Origin of the sequence: Shewanella subflava (genome assembly GCF_025971955.1) — a bacterium.
Lineage (GTDB): Bacteria > Pseudomonadota > Gammaproteobacteria > Enterobacterales > Shewanellaceae > Shewanella > Shewanella subflava.
In genome coordinates, this window is the sequence record NZ_JAPDMX010000007.1 from 1 (window position 1) to 21,023 (window position 21,023).

25 protein-coding genes are annotated in these 21,023 nt (G+C 41.1%); 6 read left to right on the plus strand and 19 right to left on the minus strand.

What is annotated here, in order from left to right; genetic code table 11:
- Nucleotides 1-423 precede the first annotated feature (423 nt).
- The 4 genes from OHT75_RS04705 to ubiD form a co-directional block, all read right to left on the minus strand.
- Complete coding sequence (locus tag OHT75_RS04705; protein ID WP_264725308.1) at nucleotides 424-1,002, minus strand: nucleoside triphosphate pyrophosphohydrolase family protein; 579 nt, start codon at nucleotides 1,000-1,002, stop codon at nucleotides 424-426.
- A 15-nt stretch (nucleotides 1,003-1,017) separates the two neighbouring features.
- Nucleotides 1,018-2,556 carry a methyl-accepting chemotaxis protein gene (locus tag OHT75_RS04710; RefSeq protein WP_264725310.1) on the minus strand — a complete coding sequence of 513 codons (1,539 nt, stop codon included), beginning with the start codon at nucleotides 2,554-2,556 and terminating at the stop codon, nucleotides 1,018-1,020.
- Nucleotides 2,557-2,744: 188 nt separating this feature from the next.
- The gene (fre, locus tag OHT75_RS04715; RefSeq protein WP_264725312.1) at nucleotides 2,745-3,443 is read right to left on the minus strand and encodes an NAD(P)H-flavin reductase; all 699 of its coding nucleotides are present in this window, start codon (nucleotides 3,441-3,443) and stop codon (nucleotides 2,745-2,747) included.
- 79 nt (nucleotides 3,444-3,522) lie between these two features.
- On the minus strand, nucleotides 3,523-5,004 hold the full coding sequence (gene ubiD, locus OHT75_RS04720) for a 4-hydroxy-3-polyprenylbenzoate decarboxylase (RefSeq protein WP_264725314.1): 1,482 nt from the start codon (nucleotides 5,002-5,004) through the stop codon (nucleotides 3,523-3,525).
- 178 nt (nucleotides 5,005-5,182) lie between these two features.
- On the opposite strand from ubiD, the gene OHT75_RS04725 reads away from it, so the two are divergent.
- Nucleotides 5,183-5,779 (plus strand): hypothetical protein, encoded by a 597-nt coding sequence (locus OHT75_RS04725; RefSeq protein WP_264725315.1) that lies wholly within the window; start codon nucleotides 5,183-5,185, stop codon nucleotides 5,777-5,779.
- A 264-nt stretch (nucleotides 5,780-6,043) separates the two neighbouring features.
- On the opposite strand, the gene OHT75_RS04730 is transcribed toward OHT75_RS04725, so the two are convergent.
- The 15 genes from OHT75_RS04730 to OHT75_RS04800 form a co-directional block, all read right to left on the minus strand.
- Nucleotides 6,044-7,348, minus strand: a complete 1,305-nt coding sequence (locus tag OHT75_RS04730; RefSeq protein WP_264725316.1) for a diguanylate cyclase domain-containing protein — start codon at nucleotides 7,346-7,348, stop codon at nucleotides 6,044-6,046.
- Complete coding sequence (locus OHT75_RS04735) at nucleotides 7,345-8,337, minus strand: ABC transporter substrate-binding protein (protein WP_264725317.1); 993 nt, start codon at nucleotides 8,335-8,337, stop codon at nucleotides 7,345-7,347. Before OHT75_RS04735 ends, OHT75_RS04730 begins: the two co-directional genes overlap by 4 nt.
- A gap of 535 nt (nucleotides 8,338-8,872) precedes the next feature.
- Nucleotides 8,873-9,136 carry a transposase gene (locus tag OHT75_RS04740; RefSeq protein WP_264725318.1) on the minus strand — a complete coding sequence of 88 codons (264 nt, stop codon included), beginning with the start codon at nucleotides 9,134-9,136 and terminating at the stop codon, nucleotides 8,873-8,875.
- A gap of 36 nt (nucleotides 9,137-9,172) precedes the next feature.
- A complete protein-coding gene (locus OHT75_RS04745) occupies nucleotides 9,173-9,322 on the minus strand; it encodes a hypothetical protein (RefSeq protein ID WP_264725319.1) in 150 nt (49 codons plus the stop codon).
- 402 nt (nucleotides 9,323-9,724) lie between these two features.
- A complete protein-coding gene (locus tag OHT75_RS04750; protein WP_264725320.1) occupies nucleotides 9,725-10,000 on the minus strand; it encodes an HPr family phosphocarrier protein in 276 nt (91 codons plus the stop codon).
- 32 nt (nucleotides 10,001-10,032) lie between these two features.
- Nucleotides 10,033-10,890, minus strand: a complete 858-nt coding sequence (rapZ, locus tag OHT75_RS04755; RefSeq protein WP_264725321.1) for an RNase adapter RapZ — start codon at nucleotides 10,888-10,890, stop codon at nucleotides 10,033-10,035.
- Nucleotides 10,887-11,330, minus strand: coding sequence for a PTS IIA-like nitrogen regulatory protein PtsN (gene ptsN / locus OHT75_RS04760; protein ID WP_264725322.1), 444 nt, complete (start codon nucleotides 11,328-11,330; stop codon nucleotides 10,887-10,889). The genes rapZ and ptsN overlap by 4 nt, the downstream gene beginning before the upstream one ends.
- Nucleotides 11,331-11,332: 2 nt before the next feature.
- Nucleotides 11,333-11,620, minus strand: a complete 288-nt coding sequence (gene hpf, locus OHT75_RS04765; RefSeq protein ID WP_264725323.1) for a ribosome hibernation promoting factor — start codon at nucleotides 11,618-11,620, stop codon at nucleotides 11,333-11,335.
- A 26-nt stretch (nucleotides 11,621-11,646) separates the two neighbouring features.
- Nucleotides 11,647-13,134, minus strand: coding sequence for an RNA polymerase factor sigma-54 (locus OHT75_RS04770; RefSeq protein ID WP_264725324.1), 1,488 nt, complete (start codon nucleotides 13,132-13,134; stop codon nucleotides 11,647-11,649).
- Nucleotides 13,135-13,284: 150 nt separating this feature from the next.
- On the minus strand, nucleotides 13,285-14,016 hold the full coding sequence (lptB, locus tag OHT75_RS04775) for an LPS export ABC transporter ATP-binding protein (RefSeq protein WP_264725325.1): 732 nt from the start codon (nucleotides 14,014-14,016) through the stop codon (nucleotides 13,285-13,287).
- Entirely contained in the window at nucleotides 14,013-14,513 is a 501-nt protein-coding gene (gene lptA / locus OHT75_RS04780; RefSeq protein ID WP_264725429.1) for a lipopolysaccharide transport periplasmic protein LptA, read from the minus strand. The genes lptB and lptA overlap by 4 nt, the downstream gene beginning before the upstream one ends.
- Nucleotides 14,514-14,586: 73 nt before the next feature.
- Nucleotides 14,587-15,147 carry an LPS export ABC transporter periplasmic protein LptC gene (gene lptC, locus OHT75_RS04785; protein ID WP_264725326.1) on the minus strand — a complete coding sequence of 187 codons (561 nt, stop codon included), beginning with the start codon at nucleotides 15,145-15,147 and terminating at the stop codon, nucleotides 14,587-14,589.
- Complete coding sequence (gene kdsC, locus OHT75_RS04790; protein ID WP_264725327.1) at nucleotides 15,144-15,710, minus strand: 3-deoxy-manno-octulosonate-8-phosphatase KdsC; 567 nt, start codon at nucleotides 15,708-15,710, stop codon at nucleotides 15,144-15,146. Before kdsC ends, lptC begins: the two co-directional genes overlap by 4 nt.
- Before the next feature lie 2 nt (nucleotides 15,711-15,712).
- On the minus strand, nucleotides 15,713-16,690 hold the full coding sequence (locus OHT75_RS04795) for a KpsF/GutQ family sugar-phosphate isomerase (protein ID WP_264725328.1): 978 nt from the start codon (nucleotides 16,688-16,690) through the stop codon (nucleotides 15,713-15,715).
- Nucleotides 16,691-16,724: 34 nt separating this feature from the next.
- Nucleotides 16,725-17,687, minus strand: a complete 963-nt coding sequence (locus OHT75_RS04800) for a calcium/sodium antiporter (RefSeq protein ID WP_264725329.1) — start codon at nucleotides 17,685-17,687, stop codon at nucleotides 16,725-16,727.
- 229 nt (nucleotides 17,688-17,916) lie between these two features.
- Here OHT75_RS04800 and mlaF point away from each other — a divergent pair, with 229 nt between their 5' ends.
- Genes mlaF through OHT75_RS04825 form a run of 5 tightly spaced genes read left to right on the plus strand, consistent with a single transcriptional unit; the run spans nucleotide 17,917 to nucleotide 20,994 of the window.
- A complete protein-coding gene (gene mlaF / locus OHT75_RS04805) occupies nucleotides 17,917-18,741 on the plus strand; it encodes a phospholipid ABC transporter ATP-binding protein MlaF (protein WP_264725330.1) in 825 nt (274 codons plus the stop codon).
- A complete protein-coding gene (gene mlaE / locus OHT75_RS04810) occupies nucleotides 18,728-19,513 on the plus strand; it encodes a lipid asymmetry maintenance ABC transporter permease subunit MlaE (protein WP_264725331.1) in 786 nt (261 codons plus the stop codon). The genes mlaF and mlaE overlap by 14 nt, the downstream gene beginning before the upstream one ends.
- 35 nt (nucleotides 19,514-19,548) lie before the next feature.
- Complete coding sequence (mlaD, locus tag OHT75_RS04815; RefSeq protein WP_264725332.1) at nucleotides 19,549-20,022, plus strand: outer membrane lipid asymmetry maintenance protein MlaD; 474 nt, start codon at nucleotides 19,549-19,551, stop codon at nucleotides 20,020-20,022.
- Nucleotides 20,023-20,032: 10 nt separating this feature from the next.
- The gene (locus OHT75_RS04820; RefSeq protein ID WP_264725333.1) at nucleotides 20,033-20,686 is read left to right on the plus strand and encodes an MlaC/ttg2D family ABC transporter substrate-binding protein; all 654 of its coding nucleotides are present in this window, start codon (nucleotides 20,033-20,035) and stop codon (nucleotides 20,684-20,686) included.
- Nucleotides 20,683-20,994, plus strand: coding sequence for an STAS domain-containing protein (locus OHT75_RS04825; protein WP_264725334.1), 312 nt, complete (start codon nucleotides 20,683-20,685; stop codon nucleotides 20,992-20,994). The genes OHT75_RS04820 and OHT75_RS04825 overlap by 4 nt, the downstream gene beginning before the upstream one ends.
- Nucleotides 20,995-21,023: the final 29 nt, after the last annotated feature.

Below are 21,023 nucleotides of genomic sequence, written 5' to 3' on the forward strand. Positions count from 1 at the left end.
TCATAGTACCTCCGGTGAAAAAGGTACTATATTAAAGCGTGAGTATTATTGGTATGTGGGGTTTATTGACCGCTTACCTTTATTTGAACCCCACATTAAAAGCGAAAGTGATACTTTGAATTAAATTTTGATGTTTTTCTATTGGTTACAAACATGGTCAAATCGAAGAGGCGAAAATTTTAGGTGTATGCACGGCTGTGACTTCTGACCATCATGGATGCTTAACTTTATGTTTTGCAGGGAGGTTATTGGTTTGGGTTAAGCCTAGATGGATCTAATCGTTGCGTCTCGCTGGATTATCTGCAGATGGTGTCATCTTCTAAGCCCCTGAAAAGTTTACTGAGTTTAAATTTAGTCATTTCAGGGGAAGCACTATTATCTTGGTAAATTAAACACAAAAAACGTGCTTTACGTCTTTACGTCTTAATCCTTAACCAGTGGCGTTAAATCAGCAGGGCGATAATAGACTGATTTTAATACCTTACCTTGACGAACCACTTTACCTGCCATTTCGACATCTTTGGCACATTTGGCAATGATGAATTCGCCTTTGACGCTACCTACAATTTCTACACCTTGCTTGGCGTAGTGGGCGATGGTTTCGTTAAGCTCTTGTTCATTACGACAGACTTTACTCATGTTGCTTGAATGCACTTCATCCCAACAGGTAATAAAATCAATTTGACGATTTTTGGCCACGTTTAATAACAAATCAATTAGGTAGCTAATTTCCAGGCGATCATTGACTTGAGTTGCACCTAGGTGAACTAAACGCCCCATGAGTACATAAACCGAATCGACTATGGCATCCGCTTGTTCAATGCGACTGTCCGCTTCTGCAAGCTCGGTCATTTCTTCAATGATAAGAGAAGTGTGCAAGGCATCGGCTTGTGCGTCTAAACTCGATTCGTCCGCAACCGGTAAATCAAATGTGCTTCTAAACTCTAAAATATCACGGTAAAGATGATCGTAAATCGGTTGTGTTAGTTGGCTGAGTTGCATGTTTAACCTTTAAATTTATCCGAATGTATTTCTAAGGCCTTTGGCCTTTTCAGCTTGTTGCTGAATAGTGTTAGCCGCGGATCGTATCACAGATAAGTTATGAACATTGCCTTGGCTTAATTCACTTATTTGATGAATATTTTCAGTCATCTCATTGGTGACGGCTCTTTGCTGCTCTGCTGCAACCGCGCTTTGTTGGGTAAACATATTCACTTCAATGATTTGTCGATTGACAGCTTCAAATTGCTCAGCAACATGGGCGATATCATCAACACATAATTCAGCCTGTTGTTTACTTTGCTGCATTTGTGCCGACCAGTTATGTAACATGGTGTGCATTGACTGGACGCTTTTTGAAATCAAATCTGTTGATAACTGGGTGCGGCTAGATAAAGCCCTGACTTCATCTGCGACTACAGCAAAGCCTCTTCCCTGTTCACCAGCTCGGGCTGCTTCAATGGCTGCGTTTAAGGCCAGTAAATTAGTTTGTTCCGCTATGCCATTAATTTCTAACATAGCTTGCGAAACATTTTCAGCTTCTTTATTTAAAAAGTGTGTGCTTTGCGCTGCTTCAGTGACTGATTGGGTGAGGGCATCAATATTTTTACGGCTGTTTTTCATGGCTTTAAGGTTATCAACACAAACATTTTGGACTTGTTCAACATTGGAAGATGTTGATAAGGCATGTTGTGCCATCTCTGCAACCGTGGCGTTCATTTCTTCAATCGCGGTAGCAATTTGGGTAATTTGATCTTTTTGTTTCTCGATACTTTGGTTAGCCTGTTTTGCCGTTGCGACCAGATCATTGGCAATATGATCAAGATTATTACCTTGATCTTGGGCTCGTCCGAGCACGCCTTGCATTTTGGCTTGGTTCATTTTGAGCTGAAAGTCGAGTACTGAACTCGGGTCATTACCGCAAAAGACTAAACGGCTGACAGAATCGTATTGGCTCTGATAGCGACTGATATGCGCGGGAATGGTAAATAACTCTTGTTTAAATATTCCTGCTAACAAGGCAGCTAACAACAATAGTCCCATTGCGGCGTACAGATTGGCAGTTAAGCCGATAGCCAGTGCACTTGCGATAATAAGCACCATTCCAATAAGTTGTTTTTGCTTGAAACTTAAAGGGGAGGCTAATTTTTTACCCTGTTTAATTTGGGCGTAAAGCGAGGTGGCATTTTTGATGTACTCAGGTTTGGCTTTGATACGCACAGATTGATAGCCAGTAATGCGGCCTTTTTCATACAAGGGTGATACAAAAGCATCCACCCAATAGTAGCTACCATCTTTACAGCGATTTTTAACAATACCTCGCCATGATTCACCCGCTTTTAATTTGTCCCATAAATCTTTAAATGCCTCTGCGGGCATATCAGGATGACGGACTAAATTATGGTTGTGGGTAATCAATTCAGTTTCGCTATAACCTGAAATACGAATAAAAGTAGGGTTAGCATAAGTGATAATGCCACGGGTATCGGTAATTGAAACTAATTCATCACTCGCTTTAAGCTCTACTTCCCTGTCTATGGTAGGTTTATTTCGCATTGTGGTTCCCTGAAATGTTAACTGAGGCGAGCTGTAGGTTGAATCTTTTTACATATGTCTCATTTTAGACGAAGATTTGATAACTATCACGAAACAACAGTTGAAATACAACACTTTGTTACATTTTGATACCTATTTTAAGATATAAAAAAACCGACTAGTTCAGTCGGTTTTTTAAATAATCTTGATTATTTGATAAAGGCGAAAGCATCACCAAACAGATGAGCTTCTTCAATGCCTAAATTACGGAAAACTTCTCGCGCGGCACCGACCATATCAAAACGGCCTGCGATATAAATGTCATAGCCTTTTAGGCTGATAAAGTCATGCTTAATTTGCTCAAGTAAATTGGCGATTTTACCATCCCAATCGCCATTGGTTTGCTCAATAACAGGAACAAAGTTTAGCCATTTATGATCAGTGTGCCATTGACGAGCAATGCTTTGGTAATACATGGCATCTTCGTTACGACATCCCCAGTAAAATGTGGTGTTAACGGTTTGACCAATAGCGATTTGATGCTCAATAATACTTTTGATATATGAAAAACCGGTACCGCCAGCGATCAGAATGCGTGGGCGAGTGCTATCTTGGCGAAAATAGGCATCACCTGCAGGCGCTTCAATATCAATATGAGTCGAGTTTCTTAGGCGCTCAACCACTTGCATTGGGTAGCTTTCGCTTACGGCTGCACCGATATGCAGTTCAATCTTATCGGCATTAGGCGCGCTAGCGATGGAAAAAGGACGTTTGTCTTTCTCACCCATAACAACACTTAAATACTGACCCGCTTTAAATTCAAAAGCAGTGTCAGGTTTAAGGATGACTTGGAATACGGCATCATTAAACGGGGTGATTTTTTCTATCTGACAACGAATGGTTTTCATCTAACGTCCTTTAAGCCCTATCTTTTTAGTTTTTCAATCTTGGATTATTATAACGTCTTTATGTGACCAAGGTCACTCTTTACAGTGTGGGTTGGCCATCAATACCTAATTGATCCCACATTTGATCCACTTTTTGTTTCACCGCATCATCCATAACAATTGGTGTGCCCCATTCTCTATTGGTTTCACCTTCCCACTTATTGGTGGCATCTAAACCCATTTTTGAACCCAAGCCTGCTATAGGGGAAGCAAAGTCTAGGTAATCAATCGGGGTGTTATCGATCATGACGGTGTCACGGGTTGGATCCATACGTGTGGTAATCGCCCAAATAACATCTTGCCAGTCACGGCAGTTCACATCGTCATCCACGACCACAATAAACTTGGTATACATAAATTGACGTAAAAACGACCATGCCCCCATCATTACGCGCTTGGCATGTCCCGGGTATTGCTTACGAATAGAGATAATCGCCATGCGGTAGGAGCAGCCTTCTGGCGGCAAATAGAAGTCAATAATTTCTGGGTATTGTTTGCGTAAAATAGGCACAAATACTTCATTTAATGCCACACCTAACATGGCTGGTTCATCAGGTGGACGGCCGGTATAGGTGCTGTGGTAAATCGCATCTTTACGGTGGGTGATGTGAGTCACCGTAAATACAGGAAATGAATCGGTTTCATTATAGTAACCGGTGTGATCGCCGTATGGGCCTTCTTCTGCCATTTCATCTGGGGCAATATAGCCTTCTAGGATGATTTCACTGGTAGCGGGTACTTCTAAATCACAGCTGAGTGCTTTACATACTTCAGTGCGCTCTCCGCGCAGTAATCCTGCAAAAGCGTATTCACTCATGGCATCGGGTACAGGGGTCACCGCGCCAAGAATAGTCACTGGATCACTGCCAAGCGCCACCACAACAGGGTAGTTTTCGCCTGGGTGCTTTTCTTTGAAGTCTTTAAAATCTAATGCGCCACCACGGTGATCTAACCAACGCATAATGAGCTTATTTTTACCCAGTAATTGCTGACGATAAATACCCAAATTCTGACGCTTTTGGCGTGGCCCTTTAGTTATTGTTAGTCCCCATGTGACTAACGGCGCGACGTCTCCAGGCCAACAGTGTTGAACAGGAAGCGATGTTAAATCTACATCATCGCCGGTTTTTACCACTTCTTGGCAAGGCGGATTACGCACAGTTTTAGGCGGCATGTTTAATGCTTGTTTAAACATAGGGATTTTTGATATGGCATCTTTAAAGCCGCGAGGTGGCTCTGGCTCTTTTAAAAATGCGAGTAGTTCACCTACTTCCCGAAGAGCTAATGGATCATCCTTGCCTAATGCCATTGCGACGCGTTTTGGCGTGCCAAATAAATTGACCAGAACGGGCATGCTATTATTTTTAGGATTTTCAAACAGCAAGGCGGGCCCACCAGAGCGTAATACTCTGTCGGCAATTTCTGTCATTTCAAGGTGAGGGTCAACCGGATGGCTAATGCGTTTTAGCTCACCATTGGCTTCAAGATGGTCTATGAAGCTACGTAAATCCTTGAAACTCATACCTACCGCCTATTTGTGCAATTTGATGTGCCGCGCACTATAGCATTTTTATAATATGGGGTTAAGCCATTTGATTTATCACTCTGTGCGATTGATGTTTCAAGGTGTAAACTAACTAAGGTTATGGATTAGGATGTAATTTGCATCGCTATTTCGAGAGCAGGGTGAGGTGCGTTTGATGAAGATTAACAAGATAACAGTTATGTCGCTATTATTGGCTGCCTGTAGTTTCGGTCCTGCTGTCGCGCAACAACCTTTGAGCTTTGAGCACCTTAATCAAGCAAGCCACAACAATCATGCTTCTGCTAATAATCTTGGTCATCATAATCGAGACCATGATAACTATGATAGATATAGCAACGATCGTTATAACAAGCATCAATATAACAATCGGCATGGTTACCGCGATCCTTGGCGCTGGGGATCTGGATGGAACAGTTATTGGGGGCCAAGTGTTGGCATAGGTTGGAGCAGTGGTTATCGATGGGGTAATGACTGGCGCTGGCGAGATCCTTGGTACAATAATGGCTATACCCCATACCGATATGAGCGTGATAATTATTATGCTCGCCGTGAGGTTGAGGTTCAGCCAACTGTAGTGGTCGCGCCCCCACAAAGAACCACAACCTCATTGCAATATGATAGCGGTATTCGAACTTTGCCTGAAAACGCCAGAGCCTTTCAAAAGGATGGCAAAATGGTTTATGAATGGCAGGGAGTGATTTATCAATATGATTGGGCGACTGAAACCTATGTAAAATGGGTAAATCAATAAAAATGATTGATAACGGACTGTTGAACTTCGAGGGGGGAGTTTTATTCGAGTTAAAAGTGTTAATTCAGGCGAATGATTACTGCCTAGTGTTTTAAGCAGGTCTTTAAATTCATCAAGATGCTGTTAACAGAGTAAAGGTTTTGAGTTCGGATATTAAGCGGTTACTGAGTGGCTTTTTGGCTTTCAAAGGCGTTGTCGAAATGATTTTACGCTAATGATTTTGCGCTAAGTTTAGCCATACACCATGTGAAAAAACGAGTATTTCTAGCCAATTTTTTGGAATAAACAATATTCATGTGTCAAATCATGTTTAGCAATATACATAGCGGCATCCGCGGCAGTGACTAGGCTGCTACTATTATTGCCATGTAGCGGAAATTGACTTATTCCGATACTTGCGCCCACAGTCAATAAGTTGCCTTTTATTTCAATAGGTTGCTTTATGACAGACAAAATTTTATTCACTTTGGAAATGATGTCTTGCTCACTACCTATGTAGTCTAACCAAATTACAAACTCATCACCGCCAAATCGTCCGACAAAATCAGTGCTTCGTAAATGTGATTTCAATCTTAGCGCAATTTCTTTAAGAACCTCATCTCCTGTTTGATGCCCTAAAGTGTCATTAATCGTTTTAAATTTATCCAAGTCGATAAAAAGTAATGCCGCTTGCTCGTTTCGTCTTGCATCACGGTCGATGGCAATGTCAATTTGCTTGATAAACGCACGACGGTTATAGATAGAGGTGAGTTCATCGTGTTCGGCTAAATAAGTCAGTTTTACCTGTTGCTCCTGCAGTTTTTGGGTTTGCCTTGCCACTTCTAATTTAAGCTCATCTTTTTTAACGGTGATTTTTTGTAAAGATGCCTTCATATTATTAAAGTTGTCGCTCATTTCTGCAAATTCATCATCCATGTCATATTTTACGCGACTGACTAAATCACCGTTGGCAAGTGTTTGCATGCCATCATTGAGTGATTTCATGCCACGTTTAAAGTGGAGCAATGTCATTGATGACCACATAGTCACCAGAATTGATAGCATTAAAACCACCACAGAGATTGCGATCAATAATGATTGCTGGGCTTGCTTGGCTTGGTCAATGGTCACTTTATGGAGCCGAAACATATCCTCAGTCATTTTTTCTATGTTCATACTGTATTTCGCTTTAAGTAAGCGACTAGACGTAAGCTGATCTTTTGGCAGTATATGATTGGAGTGACTTTGCATTTGGGTATTAAATAATGCGCGAATATTAGCATTCAGGCGATTTAGATTGTCGAGTATTTGAAGCTGTTGTGGATACCATTGCATATTTTTAGATAACTCAACGGCAAGATGGGCTTGTCTATTGTTAAGTTCGGCTAAGCTGAGTTGGTCGCTATATTCTTCATAAATCCATAATTGGCTTCTTAAGCTATCAATACTTAATTGTATTTGCATCGAATGGTTAAGTTGCATATAGATTTTTTGTTGGTAAGTATGAGCTTGAAACAAGGCTTGGCAAACCGCTATTGTTAATAGCGCACACAGTATTGCAGTCAGTTTAAGCCGAGTTGCAAGGGTCATTTATGCTCATCCGTATGCTCATTCATCGCAGATTCAAATAGCTCTCTATCAAGTATTTGCCTAATATCAATGCGGTTGTCTTTGGGGACTAAGGATCTGTCAATTGCCCATTGCGACTGTAATTGTAAATTTGAAACTAAAGCATTACTCAGGCTTAATCTAAAAGCATAATCACGCCATAAATAACTCAGCTGTATTTTATCTATATCAAGAATTTCACTAATTAACAGCTGGCTATCTTCAGGGTTTTCATTAATAAAATTAATGGCATCACTTAATGCTTGTAAAATACTTTGTTTATTTTGAGTGTCGATTCGATTGTTTTTTAAACCGACTAGGTTAAATGAAAGGTTATAAAGCCCTTTTGTGCCAATAACTTGGCTGGCTTGTGGTGATTCTTCTGCAAGTTGATAGGGAAAGGGTTCCCATGCTGAAATTAAATCCACCTCACCTTTTTGAAGTGCGTGAACCATCTGAGTTGGTTTTAAATAGACTCTTTGTATTTGCGCATCTTGTTGGTGATAAAGCATCAGTAGACTATCGAAGAAAAACTCACTGGCGCTGCTTTTGACAATACCGACCTTAGCGCCAGCTATAGCAGCTAAATCATTAAACTTTTGAGACGACATGCTCAGCAATTTGACATCATTATCAGACTCCACAAAACTGGCTAATACAATAAAATCACTGCGATAAAAACTATTGAACATCACCACAGATTCAGAGGTCGTGGCAAAATCAACATTGCCAGCCATGAGTTCGTTAAAACATTTCACACCACCATCTTCTCTCACTAATTGGATATTCAGTCCATGCTGTTTAAAAAAACCTTTTTTGTCGGCGATAAAAATAGGGGAAGATAGCGGCGTATTAGATACTGCTATTTTTATAATAGGTGATTTTTTCCAATCCCCCATACCGTTTGAGTTTGGTTGACAGGCTGACATAAGCAGTAAAAATACGGCACAAATCGGCAGAGTTAAATTCATAAGCTTAGGTGAATAGTCATTGTAATGTAAGTGTAGTGGTTGAAATGCTATTTCGCTAAGAAGTTGATAAAAAACTTTTTTATGTACAATTATCCGATGATTATTGTTGGGTATCTGAGTCGTTATTGCTGAAGTATACAGGGTTAAGTCATCTTCATTGTACTAAGGTATTGAGAGAAATCAGCAACGCAGGTGTTTGTGCATCACTGCAAGGCTTTTTAGCGCTCACATTCATTATCTGTCGTTATTTGCATTGTGATAGTCGATTACTCGCGAAAATCTCATCTATTCAAGCACCCTAGCTAGAAGCATTACTTCTTTATAGGTAAGTAAAATGGAAACCGTTATGGCATTTTGCTGCACATTTTATTGATTTACAGAGTCATTGTGCGTCGTGGTAGAAGAAAGTGGCAAGGATGCTTGTACATCACTATTAGGCTGTATAGCGCCCGTATTATTATATGTGGTTGTTTGCATTGTTATAGTCGATTACTGGGGGATAATCTCATATCACCAAACACCCTTGCCGAAACGGTTATGCCATCATTTGCAATAAGTTGTTCAAACTTTTGATTTGTAATTGCAGCGAGGCAATTTGATTGGTTATTTCACTTTTTTTTAATTCAGTTGGTTCGGCAGCGGATTTAACCCACTGATAGACAGTTCTGGATGAAATACCATAGTTTTTAGCGACCTCTGAGAGTAATTGATTATGATTTTTGACTTGGTTAACAACTTCGCAGATCAAATCTGGCGAATACTTGTGGCTTATGTGGTTGCGGGTCATGGTATTGTGCATAGTCGTATTCACTTTTATTGAGTTGTATTTACCGGATTATCTATTTTCAACTTCCCATTGACTGACGCCAATATGGGCAAAAAATTGATAATATTGATGAATTTTTTTCAAAAACAGGCTACCAAGTTGAAGTGTATGCACAAAAACAGTGGGCAATGTATTTAGGGGTAATAGTTTTATTGGCATAATATCTTCTCCTACAATTCAATAAGTATAAAAATTAAACTACCTATTTATGGGTACTCTTATTGTATGAAAAGACTGTGCCAATAATTATGGCTATTTTTTTATTAATACTATCATAAGCTTAAGTTTTTTAAGCTGAAATCATCTTATTTCACTTTGCCATGTATTGGTGCAATTGCACTAATTTGGCTTTTTAAAATGCCATGGTCAGTTTGATGCTGGTGATTGATAGGATTGAGATATTGAGAGATTGATTTACTGGACTGATTGATGTGGGTAATGATAATAATCGACAGTTTGAGGCTTTAAATAGAGCTAAACATCTGCACTGGCTATGTGCCTGAATGCTTAAAAGATATCTATAAATTACAATTAAAACTGGGCTAACATCGACCTTTGGCGTTAACAGCCTTCATCGAACTTAGCATTAATGAGCGCACATATTGCATCGAGCGCCGCTTCAGCATCTGGTCCATCAGCGGTAATGTCGATTGTCTTACCTAAGCCACTTTCTAGCATCAGTAAGCCTAATACACTGGCAGCACTGGCCGTTTTGCTGCCTTGGATTAAGGTTACATTGGCATCAAACTGATTGGCAAGTATCACCAGCTTAGTAGCGGCTCTGGCATGTAAACCTAATTTATTTGAAATGGTGACCTGTCGTGCTAAAAGGCTCATAGCCATGCCTCTAATAAGGGGGTTAGATAATGTTATTTAGCCTTGTTTGCTAGTTCTCGATGCCTTGCATGAACAGTATGTTTTTTATCATTCGAGAAGCGTTTTGCCAGTTGATCTGCAATATACACAGAACGATGTTGCCCGCCAGTACAGCCAATTGCGATTGTTAAGTAGCTGCGATTATTACGCTCTAAATGTGGCATCCAAGTTTCAAATAGATTTTCTATTTGCCAAATAAACTTGTTCACTAGGGGCTGATTGCCAAGAAATTCTTGTACAGGTTTATCGAGCCCCGTAAATGGACGTAGTTCTATTTCCCAATGTGGATTAGGTAAAAAACGTACATCAAACATAAAGTCTGCTTCTGTTGGCATGCCATGCTTGAAGCCGAATGATTCAAAGTTAATCACTAACTCTTTATCAACACTGCCCATTAGTATTTCACGGACTTGATCGCTCAATTCGTAAATATTTAATGCCGAAGTATCAATATAATGGTCTACCACCTTAGCGATAGGATCCAATAGCACCCCTTCTAATTTAATCGCTTCTTGAAGTGATATTTGATTTTTAGACAGAGGATGTAATCGGCGGGTTTCACTGTAACGTTTAAGTAATACTTTGTCGGAAGAGTTTAAGAAAAAGCTACATACTTCAGTATCATTTCCTAACTTAGCTAGTTGTTCTTGAAGTACTTTTCCTTGGTCGGCAATATTACGTACGTCGACACTAATAGCTATTTGATCGCGGCTGCCTGTAAGCTGATCTAATAATGTACCAATCAATGCCACGGGTAAATTATCGACACAGTAATAACCAAGGTCTTCTAACACCCTCAGTGCGACAGATTTACCTGAACCAGAGCGGCCCGATACAATAACTAATTTCATGCAGTGATAACCTGATAGAGTTCTGTTGAGTTACTACTTTTACGTAACTGCTTGAGAATAAGTTTATCTGATAGCTTTTCTGCCATCGAAGATAACGTGCTGAGGTGTTGTTGGCATTGTTCCGCTGGAACCAATAGAGCAAATAACAAATCAACGGGTTGTTTATCTATGGCATCAAATGGAATGGGGTCTTCACATTTAATAAAAACCGCAATGGGCTGTTCGATGGTCGTTAATCGACCATGAGGGATTGCAATGCCAGAGCCTATTCCTGTGCTACCCATTTTTTCTCTGGCCACTAGGCTTTCGAAAATCTCTTGCGAAGAGAGGGATGGGTACTGGGCAGCGACTAAATCACTGATAAGTTCCAGTACCTTTTTCTTACTGCCCGGTGAGGCACAGGAGGTGCATTCCGGCTGCAGGATGGTACTAAGTTCCATCATTAATGCTTAGATAATTTCTCTTTGTGTTTAATAACCTGACGATCGAGTTTGTCGATCAGGGCGTCTATAGCATGGTACATGTCGGCATGCTCAGCAGCAGCAAATACCTCGGTTCCATTTAAGCTGACCTTTGCCTCTGCTTTTTGCTGAAGTTTTTCGACATTTAGCACTACATGCACATTATGAATGTGATCGAAATGCCGTTCAAGCTTTGAAAATTTTGTTGTGACATATTCACGTAAAGATTCGGTAATTTCAACATGGTGACCAGTTACATTTATTTGCATATTTATCCTCCAATTGCCTAGGTAGATTATAAACTCTTACGTTGGTTTGAGGGAGGGATCATCATCGCTTCACGATATTTCGCGATAGTACGACGTGCAACATTAATCCCTTGTTCCGCCAAAAGATCGGCCATTTTACTGTCGCTTAATGGTTTCTTCTGGTTTTCGGCAGCAACCAGTTTTTTAATAAAAGCTCTGATTGCTGTTGATGAGCACTCGCCACCGTCGTCGGTACTGACGTGGCTAGAGAAAAAGTATTTTAGCTCAAATAATCCGCGCGGTGTATGCATGTACTTTTGAGTTGTTACCCGCGAAATGGTGGATTCATGCATTTCTACCGCTTCTGCTATGTCATTGAGCACCATAGGTTTCATGGCTTCTTCGCCATATTCAAAAAAACCTTGTTGGAATTGCACAATGCAATTGGACACTTTCAATAAGGTGTCATTGCGGCTTTCTAAACTTTTAATAAACCATTTTGCTTCTTGCAAGTGACCGCGAATAAATTGGCTGTCAGATTGACTTTTACTGCTTTTGGCCATCGCAGCATATTGCTGGTTAATGCCAATTTTGGGCATATTGTCAGGATTTAATTCAACAACCCAACGGCCATTCTTTTTCATTACTGAAACATCAGGGATAACGTATTCATCATCCTGTGGGGTGATCATTGAACCGGGGCGTGGGTTTAAAGATTGAATTAATTCGATGGCTTCACGAAGCTCATCTTCCTTTAACTTGGTTTTACGCATCAATGTTCGAAAGTCACGACCTGCAATTAAATCTAAATAATCTTTGATGAGTATTTTTGCGTTATCTAAGTGCGGTGTATTGGGATCATATTGCATCAACTGGATAAGCAAACATTCACGTAGATCGCGTGATGCAACGCCAATGGGATCAAAATGTTGGATCCGCTTCAATACCGCTTCAACTTCATCCAGTTCAACTGACTCATCGCCCATCGCTTCTAAAATATCTTCGGTACTTTGGGTTAAATACCCCGTATCGTCAATGGCATCAATGATGGCGGTGGCAATGGCTAAGTCCGTCTCAGAAAATGGAGTGAGATTTTTCTGCCATTCCAGGTGTTCGTACAAACCTTCAGAGGTTTCACCCTGAAAGGGCATGTCATCGCTTGGCATGCTGCCCGAGCCAGAACTTGCCATAGGAGATGCGGTATACACTTCATCCCAGGTAGTATCCATTGGCAAATCGTCAGACATTTGTTCTTTTGTCATCGATTCAGCTGTGTCGACATTTGACGTGTCTTTTTCTGAAGTCGGTGCGACTATTTCACTGAAATCGGTTTCTGATTGATTTTTTTGTCGGTCATTTTTGTTGTTAAATTCTGCAAATTCATCTTCCATTTCAAGCAAAGGGTTTGAGTCTAATGCTTGTTGAATTTCTTGCTGTAACTCCAAAGACGATAACTGCAGCAAGCGTATCGCCTGTTGCAGTTGTGGGGTCATCGTCAGATGCTGACCCATTTTAAGTTGGAGTGAAGCTTTCATTACTGCTGATCCCTAGAAGATTTCCGTCTGCTACACCGTTTCACACGAGTGTTTAGCGCAAATGTTGTTTCAATTCATTTTGAAACACCACAGTAAAAGGTTACTGGAGTGTTGGTATTTTTAAGCATCTATCTGTTGTGCTTACATTAACTATAGCTTGAATTGTTCACCCAAGTATACTGCTCGAACTTGTTGGTTGTTGAGTATTTCATCAGGTGTTCCCTCTGCAATTAGATTGCCTTGGCTCACAATATAAGCGCGCTCACAAACATCAAGGGTTTCACGCACATTGTGGTCTGTAATCAATACACCAAGGCCACGGCTTTTCAGTTGTTGAATAATTTTTTTAATATCAATAACTGAAATAGGGTCAACACCGGCAAATGGTTCATCAAGTAAGATAAACTTAGGATTTGCGGCAAGTGCACGCGCAATTTCAACTCGGCGTCTTTCTCCACCCGAAAGAGACATACCTAAACTGTCTCGAATATGGGTGATATGAAATTCCTCTAAAAGACTTTCAAGCTCTTGAATTCGTTCATCTTGGCTTAATGATTTACGTGTTTGCAAAACGGCCATGATGTTGTCATGAACGGTTAACTTCCTAAAAATGCTCGCTTCTTGAGGTAAATAGCCGATTCCTTTACGAGCACGTAAATGCATTGGATCGGCAGTTAAATCATCATCATCAATTAAAATCCGACCGTTATCGCTTTTGACTAAACCGACCACCATATAAAATGTCGTGGTTTTACCTGCACCATTAGGGCCTAACAAACCGACAATTTGACCGGTTTTTACCGTTAAACTGACACTTCTAACAACTTGACGACTTTTATAGCTTTTAGCTAAGTTTTCAGCGGTTAAGGTAATTTGGTTCATTGGTTACCTTGCTTTTTTAACGGAATTTCAGGAAGTTTTTGTTTAGGCACATCTTCTGTTTGGAAGTTTTCCGGTTGAATGATGGTAATAACACGATCTTCTCCTTTACCGGTACTTTCAGCAATCAGCTCTTGGGCGGTGATATTGTATCGAATAACATTACCAGTCACCTTGCTGCCAGCCTGATCGAGCTTGGCATTGCCTGTTAATAGTAAGCCTGTTGTCGCAAGGTCATAGCGGATCTCATTGGCACTGGCTGTGCCTATACGGCCATCATCAAGTTCTTGCGAAAATGTCGCGGGATTACCAATAGCAATCAAGGTTTTGGTTTGGCCATTTTCAGCTGAAAATGCGCGTAACTCATCGGCATGAATGTTAATGCTACCTTGGGTGATCTTTACTGGGCCATTAAAAATAATCTGGTTATTTTTAATGTCTGCACGTTGGCTTACGGCGGCAATTTTCAACTCTTGTTGCAGATCGCCTTCTTTGGCCATCAGGTTATTGGCTAACAAGCCAATTGCCAACGAGGAAAAAACACTCAATTTACAGAGTAATCTAGATAAAAACTTAATGTGGTTCATATGTTCCTTCTACCTGACTGAGCAAGGTAATTTCTTCTACATTTAGATCGGCAAATAAGCCTAAGCCTTTAATTAAAAAGCCATTACCTTTAATGATAACGGGCTCTTCAGAGTGCCCAATCATGGTTTCCAAATTAAAGGTGACTTGTTGAGTCTCAAGCGATTGTAGCGGCTCTTCAATGTCAATGGCATCGATAATAACATCATTGTGCAAACTGACTTGATTTGTCAGCTGCTCTAGCATGGCGTTTTGGGCGGTAATTTGCCATTTAGCTTTGCCATTTTGAGGGTAAAGCATTAATACCGGTTCAGTAAATAAAGTGGTATGCGTCTTGGCATAATGCTCCATGTGTTTGGCACTCATTTTACTTTCGACTAACCCTAGCTTATTAAATTCAGTGGTACGCAGGTCATCGGCAACAAAATCTGGTCGCTCGATTCTAGTGTCTACCACCAATGCCATGGCATTGCGTTTAACCTGTACCTGCCAATATAAAACTAACGCTAAGCCAAAAAATGCACAAATGGCCAGTGTGGTACGATTCATATACTCATACCATGTGCATGTTCAAATTTGTTTTGGCTTAATAAAAGTAGATCGGTAAGCTCACGCAGTGCGCCATGCCCACCATTAATGTGCGTCGTCATGTGGCAATGCCTTCGCACAAATGGGTGGCCATCAGCGACGCAAACGGCTAAACCAACCACTTTCATTACCGGTAAATCAACCATGTCATCACCGATATAAGCGACTTCATCTGCTGTGACGTTATATTGCTTGATTAATGCTTCGTATGGGACAAACTTATTATCAATACCTTGATAAATATCTTTGATGCCCAGCGCGCTCATACGGTTTTCAACTATTTGAGACTTGCGTCCGGTAATCACCGCGACATGGATCCCACTGGTTAACGCGGAGCGAACACCGTAACCATCGCGGGTATGAAACGCTTTGGTTTCTTCACCACTGTTATTTAAATAAATACGGCCATCGGAAAATACCCCGTCAACATCGCAAATCAGTAGTTTGATTTTTTTGGCGCGCTGCCAAATGTCATCACTAATTGGGCCGTAAAAACCTTGATGGTTTTGCGTTTGAGTTGTCATGCTTATATTACCCCTGCTTTAACCATATCGAGCATATTTAATGCCCCAATTGGTTGGTGTTGTTCGTTTACGACAATCAAACCATTGATGTTTTTTTCATCCATAATTTGCAGTGCCTGTGCAGCCAAGATGTTGGCAGGGCTTGTCACGCAGTGTTTGGTCATCACGTGTGAAATAGGTGTGGTACGTAGGTTTACTTCTGCGTCAATCACGCGGCGTAAATCACCATCGGTAAAAATACCCACAAGTACATTGCTATCGTCGATTACGGCGGTCATGCCCAAGCCTTTATTGGAGATTTCATATAGCGCTTCGGTAATACAGATATTCTGTTTAACCAAGGGTAAGTCACCGCCTTGATGCATGATATCATTCACTTTAAGCAACAGTTTACGTCCTAACGATCCACCAGGATGAGATAAGGCAAAATCATCGCGGGTAAAACCTTTAGCTTGCAATAAGGCAACGGCTAGGGCATCCCCCATAACTAAGGTCGCAGTGGTACTTGATGTGGGGGCCAATCCTAAAGGACAAGCTTCTTCTGGTACTTCAATGCACAAATGTAATTTGGCTAACTTTGCCATGTTAGAATCTGGTTTGCCAGTCACTGCAATAACAGGTACGCCCATGCGTTGTATTACGGGCATAAGCGTGAGAATTTCGCTTGATTCACCTGAATTAGAAATGGCCAAAATAATGTCATTTTTGGCCAAGGCACCTAAATCACCGTGACTGGCTTCACCGGGATGAACAAAAAATGCGGGCGTGCCTGTGCTGGCAAAGGTCGCTGATATTTTATTGCCAATATGACCAGATTTACCCATGCCCATGACAATGACTTTTCCTTTGCATTGCAGGATTAATTCACATGCTTGGCCAAATGCCTCTGAATCAACAAATTGATACAGATGTTCCAATGCTGCTTTTTCAATATCAATGACCTTGCGGCCCCATTGACGAAATTGAGTTTGGTTTGCCATGTTTGTCTCTCTTGGTAAAGTCCTTTACGCACCTTTAATGAGCGGTGAATACAACGTACTGGTACGCAATAAAGGTCAATAATAATAAAATGCCATGCCAACGAGTGAGTTGTTGCTTTGCGCCACTGGATAACACTAAAACAGCTAATGCGATACTGGTGGCCAGTACCATATAAAAATCTCTGTCGATTGCTGACGCATCAACTGCACCTGGTGAGATTAGCCCCGGAATAGCAAGTACTGCAAGAATATTAAATAAATTTGAGCCAACTATGTTACCTATAGCTAAATCATCTTCTTTTTTTAACACTCCAGCGATACAGGCGGCTAGTTCAGGCAAACTGGTGCCAACAGCAATAATAGTTAATCCAATTACTAAATCAGATAATCCATAAATTTTTGCAATGCCTACCGCACCGTCAACCATCCAACCTGCTGATAACGGTAGTAAAACGATACCGACAATGATCCACATGATAGCACGAGTAGTGGGGACATCCTTAGGGATCTCAGCATCCATTTCTTCACCCATGATATCGGCCTCTTTATTAGTCATTGCTTGGTAAATGAACCAGCCCATCACAGATAAAAACGCGGCTAATAAAATAATGCCTTCATAGTGTGCCAACATGCCGTCGTGGATCAGATAGCCAGCAAGCACTGTTGCCGCCAGCATTAATGGAATTTCTCGTTTAAGGGTTTTAGAACTTACGCTAATTGCCCCGAGCAACGCGGTGAGGCCAAGAATAAGGGTAATATTTGCGATGTTAGAACCCAATACATTACCGATGGCGGTATCATTCATACCGTCCATTGATGCCGTTGCCGCGACAAACATCTCAGGTGCAGAGCTGCCCATTGCCACAATGGTTAAGCCAATCAGCATGGGGGGTAAACCTAGGTTTCTAGCAAAGGCTGATGCCCCATACACAAATTTATCGGCACTAAAAACCAGTACAGCCAGTCCAGCGCATAGCAACAGAATATTAACTAACATGTTATCCCTTTAATTATCTAAACCCGTGTATTTTCGCTGTAAATGAGTCAAATTGAAAGCCACAAAAAAAGTGAAGTGGTTTAATCATTAACAAGTTAATCATTTATTGAGATTAAAATTCATTTGAGATTAGGGATTTTTAATCAGAGTAGGTTGTTAGGTAAGCAACATTCACGTAAAATTTAGTTCTCATTTACATGCCAGGATGGCTGCTATCTCTTCAAATATCATGTCAGAGACACCAACTGTGTTGCAAAATCCGCTTGTTGAAATCAAAAACCTTGCTTTTGGTTGGGGTAAAAAAGTCATTTATGATGACATATCATTAACGATCCCAAAGGGGAAAGTGACTGCCATAATGGGCCCAAGCGGCATAGGTAAAACCACACTACTTAAGTTAATTGGTGCCCAGTTAACACCTAACAAAGGTGAAGTGCTATTTGACGGTCAGAATATGCACACTTTATCTCGAACTGAGCTATATCAAGTTCGTAAACGTATGAGCATGTTGTTTCAAAGTGGTGCGTTATTTACTGATATGAATGTGTTCGACAATGTGGCATTTGCTTTGCGTGAACATTCTGGTTTACCCGAAACGATTATTCGCTCAATTGTGTTAATGAAGTTGCAGGCAGTTGGCCTGCGCGGCGCAGCCTTTATGATGCCTAGTGAGTTATCTGGGGGAATGCAGCGCCGTGCTGCGTTAGCAAGAGCTATCGCACTAGAGCCTGAAATGGTGATGTATGATGAGCCATTTGCAGGGCAAGACCCAATATCTATGGGCATGTTAGTTAAATTGATCCGTGAATTATCCGATTCGCTGAATCTCACCTCCGTAGTGGTGTCTCACGATGTGAAAGAAGTGCTGGGCATTGCGGATTATGTTTATGTGATTGCGAATAAAAAAGTGATTGCAGAGGGCACACCAGAACAATTAAGGGCATCTGATAACCCGCAATTAATCCAGTTTATTCATGGTGCACCTGATGGTCCGGTACCTTTTCATTATCCCGCCGCCGATTATCAACAGGAGTTGTTGAGTGAATCCAATTAATGTAATTGCGGCAATTGGCCGTTATGCCATTGAGTTAGTTGGCAGTTATGGTAAAGCTGGACTGATGTTATGGCGCGCCATTGCGCACATTCCCAAACCTAAAAAAGGCGTGCCTCTCGTCATCAAGCAAATGTACGTACTTGGTGTGCGTTCAATGGTGATTATTTTAGTGTCCGGTTTGTTTATTGGTATGGTTTTAGCCCTTCAAGGCTATAATATTTTAGTCGATTTTGGCACTGAAGACAGTCTTGGCCCTATGGTCGCCTTAAGCTTGCTACGTGAATTAGGGCCCGTTGTGACAGCACTGTTATTTGCGGGACGTGCCGGTTCTGCTTTAACGGCTGAAATTGGCTTAATGAAATCAACAGAGCAGCTATCCAGTTTAGAGATGATGGCCATCGACCCGCTACGTCAAATTATTGCGCCCCGTTTTTGGGCGGGGGTGATAAGTATGCCGCTCCTGGCGATGATGTTTAGCTTAGTGGGCATTTTCGGTGGCCACCTAGTGGGTGTTGAATGGAAAGGAATTGATACCGGTGCGTTTTGGTCGATATTACAAGCGTCGATTGAATGGCGTGAAGATATCGTTAACAGCCTGATTAAAAGTATCGTGTTTGGTGTGGTGGTCACTTGGATTGCGTTATATCGTGGCTATGAGGTACAACCGAACCCAGAAGGTATTAGCCGTGCAACGACATCGACGGTGGTGCAAGCCAGTTTAGCTGTTCTCGCTTTGGACTTTTTGCTAACGGCATTAATGTTCGGAAATTAAGATAAATTCATTAACTATTTAAGTGGTTTAAGCGTATGTTGACACGGAAGATTGAGTTATTAGTAGGTCTGTTTTTGTTGTCAGGGGTATTGGCATTTTGTGTGTTGGTATTCAATGTTGCCAATGTCAAAGTGAAGACTAAAGATAACAACTACACCTTAGTGGCCGAGTTCAATAATATCGGTGGATTGAAGGTGCGCGCCCCTGTCAAAGTGGGCGGCGTAGTCGTAGGACGAGTAGCCGATATCACTTTAGATGATCGCAAACTTGTGCCTATCGTAACCTTAACAATGGATAAACGGTATGACCATTTTCCTGAAACCAGCAGTCTGTCAATTTTAACTTCAGGTTTATTGGGTGAGCAGTTTATCGGTTTAACCCCAGGCTTTGTTGATGATGACATTGAAATGTTGGGTAACGGTGATCGCGTTGAAGATACCCGTGGAGCGTTGATTTTAGAGGACCTTATTGGTCAATTGTTATATAGCATGTCTTCAAAAGATAAATAGGAGCGGTTCTATGCAAGCATTTCTAGTTCGTATTGTTAGCGCTGTTATATTGCTGATCAGCGCACAAGTTTGGGCTGAAGAAGTTAACAACAAAGATCCATATGAGTTAATTAAGCAGGTTTCTAACCAAACTTTTGATCGCTTTAAACGCGATAAAGCCTTAATTGATCAAGATTTAAGCCATTTAAAAGTGATCGTAGCTGAAGAACTTATACCTTATGTTGATTATAAATATGCCGCCTATAAGGTGATGGGGCAGTATTTACGCGAAAGCACTGATGATCAACGAACACGTTTTGTTGAAGCATTTAAAGGCTATTTAATTGCCACCTATGCCCAAGCATTAACAGAATATACTGACCAAGCTGTTGAGTTTGATCCTGGACAAGATTTTAGCCAAGAAAAAATGGTCGATGTGAGTGTGCAAATTATTGAGCAAGGGCGCCCACCGATTAAAATTCAATTTAAAGCCCGTCGTCTTAAAGATGATTCTTGGAAGGCCTTTGATTTAGTGGCCGAAGGCGTGAGTTTGTTAGCCTCGAAGCAATCGGAAATATCAAACCTTATTCGTCAACAAGGTATTGAATCGGTGATCACTATGCTCAATGACAAAACCAAGCAAAAAATTGATCGAAAGGTTGAGCAAGAGGCAAAAGCAGCGTGATTGAATTCGAACAACAGGGCGACACTTGTTTGATTAAAGGTCGGCTAACCCAAGAGGAGGTTATCCAATTGTGGCCAAATCGACATCAACTGTTTACTGAATCCACCCAAGTGGTAGACTTGTCCGCTTTGACTTATGTTGATAGTGCCGGAGTAGCCATGTTACTTGCACTGAAAGGGTTGAATCAATCTAAAAAGGATACTGATTCAGAGACGAATTCACGTACTTTAATTCACCCTGCGGCTCAATTACAAAAAATGATTGAGCTATACGATTTAGACACTTTTTTTGCTGAGAGTTCTTGTTAATTTTTTCGGCATTTTGTTTTCTATTCACA